The 13,256-nt window shown below is 60.9% G+C and carries 9 protein-coding genes; all 9 read right to left on the reverse strand.

Annotated elements, in window-relative coordinates:
• Positions 1-5: 5 nt before the first annotated feature.
• A complete protein-coding gene (locus ACA057_RS10950; protein WP_497348190.1) occupies positions 6-1,580 on the reverse strand; it encodes a flavin monoamine oxidase family protein in 1,575 nt (524 codons plus the stop codon).
• A 34-nt stretch (positions 1,581-1,614) separates the two neighbouring features.
• On the reverse strand, positions 1,615-3,747 hold the full coding sequence (locus ACA057_RS10955) for a TonB-dependent receptor (protein ID WP_497348192.1): 2,133 nt from the start codon (positions 3,745-3,747) through the stop codon (positions 1,615-1,617).
• Positions 3,748-4,204: 457 nt separating this feature from the next.
• Positions 4,205-5,164, reverse strand: a complete 960-nt coding sequence (locus ACA057_RS10960) for a D-isomer specific 2-hydroxyacid dehydrogenase family protein (RefSeq protein WP_497348194.1) — start codon at positions 5,162-5,164, stop codon at positions 4,205-4,207.
• Positions 5,161-6,360 carry an acyl-CoA dehydrogenase family protein gene (locus tag ACA057_RS10965; protein WP_497348196.1) on the reverse strand — a complete coding sequence of 400 codons (1,200 nt, stop codon included), beginning with the start codon at positions 6,358-6,360 and terminating at the stop codon, positions 5,161-5,163. Before ACA057_RS10965 ends, ACA057_RS10960 begins: the two co-directional genes overlap by 4 nt.
• Before the next feature lie 34 nt (positions 6,361-6,394).
• Positions 6,395-7,405, reverse strand: coding sequence for an ABC transporter substrate-binding protein (locus ACA057_RS10970; protein WP_497348198.1), 1,011 nt, complete (start codon positions 7,403-7,405; stop codon positions 6,395-6,397).
• Positions 7,406-7,418: 13 nt separating this feature from the next.
• A complete protein-coding gene (locus tag ACA057_RS10975; RefSeq protein ID WP_497348200.1) occupies positions 7,419-8,102 on the reverse strand; it encodes a peroxiredoxin-like family protein in 684 nt (227 codons plus the stop codon).
• Positions 8,099-9,445, reverse strand: a complete 1,347-nt coding sequence (locus ACA057_RS10980) for an LLM class flavin-dependent oxidoreductase (RefSeq protein WP_497348202.1) — start codon at positions 9,443-9,445, stop codon at positions 8,099-8,101. The genes ACA057_RS10975 and ACA057_RS10980 overlap by 4 nt, the downstream gene beginning before the upstream one ends.
• A gap of 27 nt (positions 9,446-9,472) precedes the next feature.
• Entirely contained in the window at positions 9,473-10,435 is a 963-nt protein-coding gene (locus ACA057_RS10985) for an ABC transporter substrate-binding protein (protein WP_497348203.1), read from the reverse strand.
• Between the two features lie 340 nt (positions 10,436-10,775).
• Positions 10,776-13,250: a TonB-dependent receptor plug domain-containing protein gene (locus tag ACA057_RS10990; RefSeq protein WP_497348205.1), complete on the reverse strand. Its 2,475-nt coding sequence runs from the start codon at positions 13,248-13,250 to the stop codon at positions 10,776-10,778.
• Positions 13,251-13,256: the final 6 nt, after the last annotated feature.

The raw sequence follows: 13,256 nt of genomic DNA on the forward strand, positions 1-13,256 counted from the left end.
AAAAGTCAGGCTGCAACGCCCTGTTGCTTGCGTTCAGCATGTCGGCCGATCAGCGAAACGATGCGCCGTGCCGAATCGGCGGCGCTGTTTTGCCAGATGCCGACGCCGCCGTGGGCCAGGGCATCGCTGGCCAGATACGTGCGGCCCTGCGGTTCGTTGAGAATTTGATAGGCGCTCTCGCCGACCTCGTCGTTGACGATCCACGGGCCTTTGCTGAAGGGCACCTTCGCCCAGTTGATCGCCACCGGTTTTTGCAGCTTGGTGCTGTGGCCGGGGTGCAGCAGTTCCACCGCTTGCCGGGAGGAGGCGAACTGTTCGGCGAGGGATTTTTTGCTGAAGACCTGGGCCGATTCGCTGGTGTTGTACGCCGCGACCAAAATGCCCTGGGCACTGTTGAGGCGATCGCTGGGGTACCACAAGCCTTTGACTTCGTGGTCGAGGTAGGAGAGCCCGCCGTAGATGTTGAAGTCGGTTTCCCAGAAGCGCGGCGACTGCCAGGCCACCTTGTTCGCCTGATCGCTTTGCGCGCTGAGAATCGCTTGCTTGAACGGCGCGCTGAAGTTACTCGGCAGTTTGGCCAGCAGCGGCAGGGGCACAGTGACGATCGCGTAATCGGCGTTCAGGGTTTGTGTAGCGCCAGTCTTGCGATCACGGTAGGTGATGCGACTGCCATTTTCCGAGGTCTGGATGTCGCTGACTTCAGCGTTGAAGCGCACCGCGTCCTTGAGCTTCTCGTAGAACGCATAGGGAATCCGGTCCATGCCACCGACCGGCTGGAACATGGTCGAGGAGAACTCCGGAATCTCATCGAACACCAACGCGCCCCACAGCTTGGGATTGAGCAGGGTTTGCAGTTCCAGCGGCGCTCGCGTGACACCGGTTTGATCGCCGGCACCGGGCACCCGGTCGTAGCCCGAACGCACCGAACCCTTGTATTTGAAGTCGGCGTTGAGATCGCCGTAGACCTTGAGGAAATTCAGCAGGGCCTGGCGATCGTCGGCGCTCAAATCCTGGTCGAGGGCTTTGCGGCTGACGGTGCGCGCCAGCAGTTCGGACAGTTGCCCGCGGGTATCGTTGACCGCCTGGCGCAACTGGAACGCCGGTTTTTTCGGGTCCGGCAAGGCCAGTGCATTGCGACTGCTGTTGACCAGCACTTGCAGCTCGACACCCAACTCGCGGCAGTAACCGAGGATCGTCTGGTGATGGCTGGGAATGCGCGCGGGACCGGCGTTGAAAAAGTGCCCGTCATCGAAGTCGACGGTCTGGCTGACGCCGTCGTCGAAATCGATTTTGGTCCCGCGACGCAACGTCCAGTTGCGCCCGCCAATCCGATCCCGGGCTTCCAGAATAGTCACGGTGAAGCCAGCCTTGCGCAGCTCATAGGCACTGACCAGCCCGGAAATCCCGGCGCCGACCACCACCACATTTTTGCCTTTGCCACTGCTGCCCAGTTGCAGCGGGTTGAAACTCGACGCCACCGCCTGAGGTGTCAGCCCCAGCGCGGAGAGGGCGCTGACTGCGGCGGAATAGCCACCGACGGCGGCAATACGGGAAATCAGTTCCCTGCGGGTGAAAGCCATAGTGATGCTCCTTGGCATGCATGCCTGTATGGGTTTAAAGGTCGTAACGCACCGACAACAGAACGGTGCGCGGGTCGTTGATCGAGTAGTAACGGGCGCCGCTGGAGGGCACGAAGCCGACCGATTGCGGGTAGGCGCGATCGAGCAGGTTTTTCACTGCGAGGGTGGTGGTCCAGTGACCGTCGCTGGAGAGGTAGCGGGTGTTGGCGTTCCAGAAGGTCTGCTGGGGGATTTCCTGGACGTCGTCGTTCAGCGCATTGGCGTAGGACTTGGTCTGGAACTGCGCATCCGTGCCGGCCAGCCAGACGCCGGGCAATCCGGCCGGGATCGTGTAGTTGAGGCCGACGCTGGCGTTCCAGCGTGGCGAGAACACCAGTTGTTTGCCGTTGGCATCGACGCCGGCGCCGCTGGCGTTTTCGAAGTCGTCGTACTGGCTTTGCAGGTAGCCAACGTTGGCGGTCAGTTGCAGGTCGTTGGTCAGTGCGCTCAGGGTTTCCAGCTCGACACCGTAGGTGTGCGCCTGGCCGACGTTGGTCCGCAGGCTGACACCCAGCGCCGGATCGTAAGCGTTGGTCTGCAAGTCCTTGTAGTCGTTGTAGAACAGCGCAAGGTTGGCGCGCAGGCGCTGGTCGAAGAAGTCACCCTTGAAGCCGGTTTCCCACGTAGTCACGTCCTCCGGCGAGAACGCCTGTTCGGCAGCGGCCTGCGTCGGCGCACGGTTATCGAAGCCACCGGCCTTGAACCCTTTGGCCACGTAGGCGTACTGATTGAGGTGTGGGGTCCAGGCGTATTCGAAGCCGAGTTTCGGGCTGGTGGACTGCCAGGACTTGCTCGAATCGGCGCTGAAGTTGGTCCCGGTGATTTGCCGGTCGGTGTTGATGGCGAAGTTGGTGTAGTCGAAGTTCTTGTGCTCGCGGGTAAAACGCAGCCCGGCGATCAGCGACAGTTGTGGCGTGATCTTGTAACTGCCTTGGCCATACAAGGCGTAGCTCTCGGTGTTGGTCGTGCTGTATTGGCCCTGGCCGATCACCCGATTGCGCGCGACGGAAAAGGTCAGGTTGTCGCGGTCCGCCTCGAATTTTTCGCGGTACAGGTACAGGCCGGTGCTGAAACTGAACTTGTCGTAATCGCCGTTGAGCTGGAACTCCTGGGTGGCGTAGTCCTGCTTGTACAGAATCAGGTTTTGCTGGATCAGCGCCGCCTGGCCCGAGTTGTCGTAGTTCACCGGTTGATGGAACGCCGAATAGGCGGTCACCGATTTGAAGTTCAGGTGATCGTCAATGGCGTAGATCGCGCGCAGCACCGAGCTGCCCTGATCGAGACGGTTCTTCGGGTTGAGGCTGCTGTAACTCTTGAATTTGTCGAAGTGGCCGTCGGCATCAAATGGCGTGTAGCTGGTGGTGTCGCCACGGTCGAACGTGCCGGCCAGGGTCAGTTGCACATCCCACGGCGAATCGTCGGGCTTGAAGCGCAACTTGCCACGGTAGGACTGGATGTCGACGTTGTTCACGTCCGAGCCGCGAGTCGGGTTGGAGACAGTGCCGTCACGGGTCAGGCGAATCGCCGAAAAGCTGCCGAACAACGCGTTGTCCACCAGCGGGCCGCTGATCAGCAGGCGGCCGTTCTGGGCGTTGTAATCGCCAGCACCGAGCTCGAAGAAACCACGGGTTTCCTGGGTCGGGTCGCGGGTGATCACACGGATCGCGCCGGCGCTGCTGTTGCGTCCGTACAGCGTGCCTTGCGGGCCGCGCAGGACTTCGACGCGCTCGACGTCGTTGAAGTCGAGCATCGAGGAAATGGCCCGTGGGATGTACAGGTCATCGGCGTAGACCGCGACGGCCGATTCCTGGATCGGATCGGTCTCGCCAATGCCGCGAATCCCGTAGGTCTGCGCGCTGTAGGAGATTGACTGGCGACTGAGGGTCAGGTTCGGCACCTGCCCGGAGAGGTCGCGAATGCTTTTGATCTGTTTGTCGTCGAGGGCTTTTTCGTCGAACGCGGAAATCGCCAACGGGGTTTTTTGCAGGTCTTCGCTGTGGTGTTCAGCGGTGACGGTCACAACCGGCAGGGCACCATCCTTGGTGGTTTCGTCGGCGTGGGCCGACAAGCCGAACATCGCCAGCGATACCGCCAGCGTCAGGCGGTTTGAATGGAAAGTGGTGTGCATGGTGAGCCCCAGGTGTGTCAGTGCGGCGTGGATGTCGTTATGTTTTTTTTAGGCAAAGCGTTGCCGGGGCCAGGGTTCGAAAGCCATGGCGGTGGCAGGCTTGAGCCGGTTTCAGGTGTGGGTATGGCGGGTGACCGTGGGGTGGTGTCGGCCGGAAAAACGTGCAGTTCCGTGGGCCTCCACCTGGTCAGGGGTCGGTGATGGTTGTAACAATATTTGTATAAATAGAGGCTGTAAAAGTCCGATTAGTTATAAGGTAATTATAAAAAACGGACATTAAAATTAGTATTTAGATGCGTAATTCTGATGTTTTCCTAATGGGTAAACGCAACCCAATGTGGGAGCGAGCCTGCTCGCGATAGCGGTGCATCAGCCACATCCATGTCGACTGACACTCCCTCTTCGCGAGCAGGCTCGCTCCCACATTGGATTGCGTTTGATTGACGGGAGGTTGTGTTCAATACCCGCGCTGGACGTTCGCCGGATTCTCCAGCGCCAGACCATTGAGGAAGCGCTCAAGGTTGGCCAGGAAACTGTCGGCAATCTCATGGCGACTGTTGCTGGAGATCGCCGAGGTATGCGGCGACAGGCGAACCCTCGGATGCGCATAAAGCGGGTGCCCATCCGGCAGCGGTTCGGGCTCGGTGACGTCCAGTGAGGCGAGGCCGATGTGTCCGGTGTCCAGCGCTTCAAGCAGGGCGCCATGATCGAGCAAGCCACCCCGGGCGATGTTGATCAGGTGCAGGCCGGGTTTGGCACTGGCGAGCACCGCGCTGTCGACGATGTGCCGGGTCGAGTCGGTCAGGGGCGCGGCCAGCACGAGGTGATCGGCGCGGGCAAACAGGTCATGGATATCCGTCGCCGCTTCCACCCCTTCAACGTCGAACGGCGCCTGGCTTTGACGCAGCGCCACCACCTTGATGCCCAACGCGTGGGCCTTGGTCGCCAGGCTGCGGCCAATGGCGCCGAAGCCGAGAATCCCCAGGGTGCTGCCCTTGAGCGGTGTCAGGGCGGTGAAACTCCATTGCGAGTCATGCACCCAAATGTCCGGCAGGCGCTTGGCCGCAGCGAAGATTGCCGCCAGCGCGAATTCGGCGATGTTCTCCGCCGCGCTGCCCCGCGAAGTGCTCACGGGCGGACCGATGAATAGCCATTTCGGGTAGAAGTCGATGCCCGAAGACACCACTTGAATCCACTGCAAGCCATAGGGCCAGCCCGGTGGTGGTGTGTCCGGCGCCTGATAACCGCGCACATTGATTGGCCGCGCGAGCAGGATGCCGACTTCCGCTGGCAGATCGCTGGGCACCCCGGCCGGCACGCCAATGACGCGGGCGCCGGGGTGCGATTGCGCGAGGCGTTGGCGGATCACTTCGTTGAAGTCTTCATCCAGTTGGCTGGCGATAACAAATTGGCTCATGGGCGTTCCCCAGATTGGAATGCAGACTGGCGTTGGGCGAAGACCGCTTTGCCGACGCCTTGCAGAACGGCGTCGTTTTGCGGCGTGTGAACGCGACTGCACAACACATCGCGGTAATGCCGTTGCAGCGGATTGTGGCGTGACAGACCGGGGTTGCCGGACGCCTCGATGGCCAACTCGACAGCGCGGATGGCGTTGCCGGTCACCAGGTATTTCAGTTGCGCCGCGTTACTCGCGGGGGTGTGCCCTTCAGCCGCGGCATCGAGCAGGCTGCGGTTGGCGAACAGCAGGGTGTCGATGTGGCCGACGGTTTCCTGAAAACGTGGCAAGGTCGATAACGCCGCGCCGAGGTTGGACGGCTTGCGTGTTTCCAGCCAACCCACCAACCAGTCGCGAGCCGCTTGGGCGACCCCGTCGTAGACCGATGACAGCAACACCGACATCCACAGCAAGCCATCGCCATCGAGTTCAGGTTGCGGGGCGCTCCATGGGCTGACGCTGACGGCGTGATCCAGCGGCACCAGCACATTGTCGAACACCACCTCATGGCTGCACGTGGCGCGCATGCCCAAATGGTCCCAATCCTCGATGATGCTGATGCCGGGCGTGTCCTTGTGCACCAGCCACGCGCCGACCAGCGGGTCTTCATCGGTGCTGCGCGCCCAGACGCTGAACCAGCTCAGGCCATGACTGCCGGTGGAATAGATTTTCCGGCCGCTGATGCGCCAGCCTGCGGCGGTGCGCCGGGCGATGGTCGCGGGCAGACCGCCACGGGCCGGGGTGCCGAGGTCGGGTTCGACGCGCAAGGCGTTGATCAATGCGCCCTGCTGGACAGCGTCTTGAGCCACCTGCAAGCGCAGCGCTTCGGGCCAGTTTTTACTGTCTTGCAGACGGGCGTGCTGGATGTATTGCATCACCAGAATCAACGCGGTCGAGGGCTCACCTTTGGCGATCGCGCTGATGGCCTTGCGCGCCTGCGCCAGATTCGCGCCGCCACCGCCGAGGGCCTTGGGCACGGTCAGTGCGACCAGGCCGTGCTCATGCAACAGCGTGAAGTTGTCCTGCGGAAAGGCACCGCTTTCGTCATAAACGTGGGCGGTGGTGGCCAGTTGTTCGCCGATGCGTGCGAGCAACGCTTCGAAATTGGCCACCTCGACGGATCGCAGTGGTGGAGAAAGTTGAGAGGAAAGACTCATGGTGAATTCACTCGATCAAAAAATAGGAGTCAGCTCATAGCGGCAACAACGGGAAGTTTTTGTCCCACAACGGACTGACATCGAGCCGTTCGCTCAACACGCCCGCATCGAAGAACAAATCGGCGACTTCCTGTTGCGAGGCAATCGCCTGGTCGCTCACTTCGATGATTCTCGATGCCTGGCTGCGGTGGTTGTACATGTCGAGAAACACCGCTTTGTCGACGCCCAGCAGTTGCGCCGATTTGGCCGCCCAGGGTTCGGGGTTGTTGTTGATCCATTCCAGCGTGCGCGCCTGGCGTTGCAGGTAGTCCTGAATCGCTTGCTTGCGCAGCGGGTCTTCCAGTGCGGCGGGGCGTGCGGCGATCAAATAATTGCCGGACAGATAACCCAGCGCGGTTTTCAAGACCCGGGCGCCACTGCGGAACTTCGCCAGTTGGATAAACACGCCGTAGATCACCCAGGCATCGAGCTGACCACTCTGGAAAGCGCTGAAACCATCCTGCGGCGTCAGCGCCACGGGCGTAATGTCCTTCATGGTCAAGCCTTGCTCCTTCAGGGCCTTGATCAGGAAATAGTGCGACGTGGTGGAGCGCACGTAACCGACCCGTTTACCGCGCAACTGCGCGACCGATTCCAGTGTCGAGTCCTTGGGAATCAGGAACACCTGGTTGTTCACGTCGCCTTGCAGCACCGCGATCAGCCGTGGTTGTCGATGGCTCTGGATCGAGAAGATCGGTGGGATCTCACTCATCCCGCCCACGTCGAGGCTGCCCGAGGCCAAGGCTTCGACGATCAGGTTGCCGCCGGCAAATTCCGAGTAGTCGACCTTGTAGGGCGTATTGGAGGTGCCGGCGTCCTCGGTGAAATACGAGTCCTGGCCCCGGTAGGTGGCGACGCCCAGTGTCAGGTCCGAAAGCTTGGTATTTTGCGCGAACGCACGCGGAGCCAAACCGAGCGATGACAGCCCCAACGCCCCAAGGGCAATGGAGCTGGCTGTCAGGAAGCCGCGACGATTGAACTGTCCCTGTGTGATCTTCTTCGTCATGGTCAGGCTCTTGTCAGATGGCAACGTGCAAGGCGGTTTGCCCTAGCAGCTGTTCAACCGCGCGCAACACCGGCTCGGCCTCGGTGCGCACCAGCCAGTCCGGGCTGACTTCGGCGAAGGCCACCGTGCCGTCCTGGGCGATCACCACCACGGTCGGTTGCGGCAATTCCCAGGTGCCGGTACCGGTGGTTTCGCCGATGCCTTTGCCTTTGGCCAATGCGGCTTTACGCGAGGCTTCATCGAAGCTGTAGAGAATGCCCAGGCGTCGGCCGAGTTGGTTGTCCGGGTCGCTGGCCACTTGCAAATCGAGGTTGTGCCGGGTCTTGATCTCCACCAGCTTTTCCGGCACTTGCGGGCTGACCGCCACCAGCGGCACGCCCAGCGCATGCAGTTGCGGATAGAGCTGGCGTTGGTAATAAGGCAGGGCGATGTTGCACGCCGGGCAGCCAGCGAAGCGGAAGAAAATCAGCACCGCTGGCCCGTTAGCGAGCAACTCGTCACGGCTCAGGCTGCCCCCTTCGACCTTCAACAAGGTGAACGGGTCAAGGGAGTCGCCGGCTCTGACGAAGTCGTCGGTCCGGGCTTCATTCACCAGGCGCTGACGCTGATCGATATTGACTTGCAGGGCCGCCGGTTCCCAGGTCGCCAGACGCTCGGCATGCAAGTTCGCCAACAGGTGGTTGGGGGATTCGCTCATGCCAGTGCCTCGCTTTTTTCTTCAACCTGAGAAGTGGTGTGACGGTTGGCCGGTACGTCGAGGCCAAGGTTGTCGCGCAGGGTTTTGCCACTGTACTCAGCGCGAAACAGTCCGCGTTGTTGCAGGATCGGAACGACGAGTTCGGTGAAATATTGCAGGCCATCCGGCAACAACGAATTGATGATGAAACCGTCCGCAGCGCCTTGTTCGAACCACGTCTGAAGTGCGTCGGCGACCTGCTCGGGCGTGCCGACAAAATCGCGTCGTGGCCGGGAGAAACGCAAGGCGACTTCACGCAAGGTCAGGCCTTCGTCCCTGGCCAGTTGCTTGATGCGGTCTGAGCCGCCTTTCTGGCTGTTCGAGCCGAGATCGCCGAGCTCGGGAAATGGTGCATCCAGCGGATATTGGCTGAAGTCATGGTCGTTGAATGGGCGGCCGAGGGCGACGATCGCGTCTTCAATGGTCACCAGTTCCACGGCTTGCTGGTAGCGGCTTTCAACTTCCGCTTCATCACGCCCGACGATGGGGCGGATGCCCGGCAGGATCGACAGCTTCTGCGCCTCCCGGCCAAAGCCGCTGGCGCGTTTTTTCAGGTCTTGATAGTAGGCGCGGGCTTCATCAAAACTCTCGGGGCTGACGAAAATCGCATCGGAGTTTTCAGCAGCGAAATTGCGCCCGGCCTCCGAGGTGCCAGCCTGGAAAATCACCGGCTGACCTTGGCGCGAGCGGGCGATATTCAGCGGGCCTTTCACCGAGAAAAATTCACCCTTGTGCTCCAGGGCATGCAGTTTGCCGGGGGTGAAAAACTCGCCGCTTTGCTTGTCGTAGGCAAAGGCATCGTCTTCCCAGGAGTCCCACAAGCCCTTGACCACGTTTACGTGTTCCTTGGCGATGCGGTAGCGCACGGCGTGCGGTGGGTGTTCGGCCTTGCCGAAGTTATCGGCGGTGCCGCTGAGCCACGAGGTGACCACGTTCCACCCGGCGCGACCGCCGCTGATGTGGTCCAGCGAGGCGAACTGGCGCGCGACCTGGAACGGTTCGGTGTAGCTGACGGTGACGGTCGCCACCAGGCCGATGTGTTGTGTGGTGGCGGCCAGGGCCGAGAGGATGGTCAGCGGTTCGAAGCGATTGAGGTAGTGCGGGCTGGATTTTTCGTGGATGTGCAGGCTGTCGGCGATGAACACGAAATCGAACTTCGCGCCTTCGGCCAATTGTGTCTGCTGCTTGTAAAAATCGAAGTTCACACTGGCGTTGGCCAGGGCGTGCGGGTGGCGCCATTCGCCCCAGCCATGACCGACGCCATGGACCATCGCACCGAGTTTCAGTTGACGTTGTTTGCTCATGGTTCTACTCCTGAATCAGTCGCATCGTTATCGGGATGCCTGGTTAAGTTGGGCACGCTTGGCGTTGAAGCTTTTGTCGAAGCCTTGGGAGACGTCGATGTGTTTGGTGAGAATGCCTTCTTCCTGATAGATGTCCGCGGTGGTTTGCAGGCCGCTGATGACCGTGTCGTCAATCTGCACCGGTTCCATGTGCGTGCCTTTGGCCACGGCGATGTGCACCGCTAGCGGCAAACCGGTCACGCGGGCCTGGGCGGCGGCGTATTCCTCGGGATGGGCGTTGGTCCAGCGGTAGGCGCGGTCGACCCGCGCGACGAAGTCGTCGAGTTGCTGGCGTTTGCCAGCGATGGCCTGGCTGGTGGCGGCCAGGTACAAATGGTTGGTCAGCAGGGTTTCGCCGCTGGCCAACACCTTGGCCTGATTCTGGGTGGTGGAAATCGTGGTGTACGGGTCCCAGGTCGACCAGGCGTCGGCACTGCCGTTGTCCAGGAGGATGCGTGACTCGCTCGGCAGCAGGTAGATGAACTGCACGTCGTGGGTGCTCAGGCCGGCGCTGCGCAGGGCTTTGATCGCCAGGAAATGGCCGATGGAGCCGCGAGTGGTGACGATGCGCTTGCCCTTGAGGTCGCTGGCGTTGTTCAGCGGCGAATCCTTGGGCGCGAGGATGGCGGTGGTGTAGCGACCCTCGGCGTGGATGATGCTGACGACCTTGATCGGCGCGCCGGCCCCGAGGGCGAAGACGTAGGGCGCATCACCCAGGGCGCCGATGTCCACGGCGCCGGCATTCAGCGCTTCGCCGAGCGGCGCGGCGGCCGGGAACTCGGAGAACTGGATCTCGTAAGGCACGTTCTTCAACTCGCCGGACACTTCCAGCAGCACCTTGATCGAAGATTTCTGATTGGCCACCAGCAGCGGTTGAAGATCGCTGGCCTGGCTGGATGCAGCGAAGCCCAGGGTGCAGAAGAGGCTTAACAGCAGGGGTTTGAGTGACATGGGAAACTCCAGGCGGGTGGTTGCGTTTCGTGTGGCCTCCGCCTGGAGAAGGGGTCGGTCTGGAGTTGACGTTATCCCTATAAAAACCCTCTGTGAAATTCTTTATGGTTATAAGCTAATTATTAAGTTGTCTGATTTTAATGTTAATAATTATTAAATTAATGCATTTAAAGTGGCATCTAAGATCGTCAGCTCAGACGCAAAACCTGTGGGAGCGTGGCTTGCCCGCGATGAGGGCGGCACATTCAACACAGAGGCTGCCTGACCTGACGCCATCGCGGGCAAGCCACGCTCCCACAGGTAGGCGGTGGTTGATCGACCGCAGTAGTTTTCAATGCAGTCAGAAGTTGTACGCCAACCGCGTGTAGTAGTACGCCCCACCAAATCCGAACGGCGAGAACTGCCCGTATTTGTAGCCTCCTGCCCAATCCTGGATGCCGTTCTTGTCCGGGTACACGTTGAACAGGTTGTTCGCCCCCAGTGCCACTGTCAGGTGCCGGGTCAGGTCGTAGGCGGCGTCCACGTCGGTGATCCACTTGGCGCTGAATTTGCGGTCGTTCACCGGGTTGTTGTCACCCTCGATGTAACTGCCGAAACGGGTAACGGCCAGGTTCAGGTTGTAATCGGTGACTTTCCAGTTCGCCGCCAGGATCAGTTTCGACTGCGGCGTGGCGACGGTCAGGTCCTTTTGCAGGCGCCGGTCGAACAGTTGGTAGCTCGGCCCCAGGCCGCTGAGTGCGGGTGGGTTGTCCTGGAGTTTTTCGATCTTGGTCTGGTTCCAGTTATAGGCCGCGCTCCAGCGGATCTGGCCGTACTCGTCCAGTGGCTGGCGGTACTCGTTGACGATGTCGATGCCACGGGTTCGCGTGTCGACCGCGTTGGTGTAGTACTGGGCAAACAGACCCGGAGACAAGCCATTGGCGACGAGAATCTGCGAGACCTCCGGACCGCCCAGCAGGCTGGTGGAGACGATGCGGTCGCGAATGCCGATCTGATAGAGGTCGGTGGTCAGCCGATAGTTTTGCGTCGGCTCATAGGTGAAGCCGAAGCTGTAGTTCAAGGATTTTTCAGGCTTGAGTTTTTCCGCGCCCAAGGCCTGGGCTTCGGTGGTGTCCACCGGCAACACCTTGACCGGCACCGAGACCTGCTGGCCGTTGACCACTCCGCCGGAGGTGAAGGTCGACGAGGCATAAATGGTCTGCGCCAGGGACGGTGCGCGAAAGCCGTTATTGACCGTGCCGCGCAGGGCGAAGGCGTCGGTGATTTTAAAACGGGTGGAGAACTTGCCGCTCCACGTGCTGCCGATGTCCTGGGTGTAGCGCTCGTAGCGAGCGGCCACGCCGACGTACCATTTATCGGTCACGTCCAGGCCTAGATCGACGTAACTGGCGACGTTGCTGCGGCTGATTTCTCCGGCATCGGCGGGGCTGGTGCCGTTGTAGGAGGCGAGACCGGGCAACGGTGTTCTGCCGGCAAACGGTCCGCTCGGGATGACATAGTTGCCAGGGGTATAGGAGGCGAAATCGCCGGGCTCGATCTGGTATTTCTCCCAGCGGTACTCAAAACCGAAAGCAGTTTGCAGCGGGTTTTTCAAGCCAATGTCGAAGCCACGATGGAAGTCGAGGTTGTTGGTCCACTGATCGAAAATCTGCGAAGCGAGATGGAACGAGGTCGGGCTGGTCGGTCCCAAGGAAGGATTGAGGGTATTGCTGGCATTGAGCGTCGAATCGTCCTCGCCCCAGGTTGAACTGGCGTCGTAGTTCCAGCCACCGACCTCGCCCTTGAAGCCACCAGCCACCTGAAAGTCTTTGGTGCGGTTGTGCCGCTGGGCATGGATGCCGTCGGGATAGGGCGTGTTCGGGTCGCCGGCCAGGGACGTGATGTCGTTGGGTCGATAGTTGCCGGTGACTTTGGTGGTCTCCATGTAACTGGCGGTGGAAAAGGAATAGAACGTCAGGTCGTCCTGGATCGGTAGTTCGAGGTTGTAGCTGGCGTTGGTGACCTTTTCCCGACCCAGCCCATAACTGGGGTTCCAGCCGTGGCGATTGACGGTCTGGTCGCGGCTGTCGGGGAACCCGGGCGATGAGTAGAGGTTGCCGGTGGCACTGCCGGTGCGGTCGAAGGGCTCCTGTTCCTTGCTGTCCAGCGCCAGGTTGGCGAAGCCGTCGTTAGGCAGCGCCAGGCCGTAGTTGACTGTCTGGTGCACGGTGTCGCCATCGCCGCTGCCGTAGCGCCCGAATGACGTTTCGGCGCTGCCACCGCTGTCGTTTTCCTTGAGGATGATGTTAATCACCCCGGCGATCGCGTCCGAACCATATTGCGCGGAGGCACCGTCGCGCAGCACTTCGATGTGATCGATGGCCGAGACGGGAATCAGGTCGAGGTTGACCGGTACCGCTGCGGTGCCGATGCGCGCCAGGTTGTTGATCAGCGCGGTGTTGTGTCGCCGTTTGCCGTTGACCAGGACCAGCACCTGATCGCCGGACAGGCCGCGCATGGTCACGCCGCGTACCGACCAGGACGTCCCGCCGCCGTTGATCGCCGGCAGGTTGAAGGAGGGCAGCAGGCGCGCGAGCAGTTCCTTGAGGCCGACCTTGCCGCTGGCTTGCAATTGCTCGGCGCTGATCACATCAATCGGCGAGGGGCTGTCGATGATGGTACGAGGTTGACCGCCGCGATTACCGGTCACCACCACGGTGTTCAACGTCTTGTCCGGTTCAGTGTTTTGCGCATGAGCCTGGAGGCTGGCGGCCAGCAGGCTGAAGGCGGCGACCGCGTAATAATCGTGTTTCACTCGGGGGCTGGATGAGCTCATGACGTG

Source organism: Pseudomonas sp. LBUM1661, from assembly GCF_059695925.1.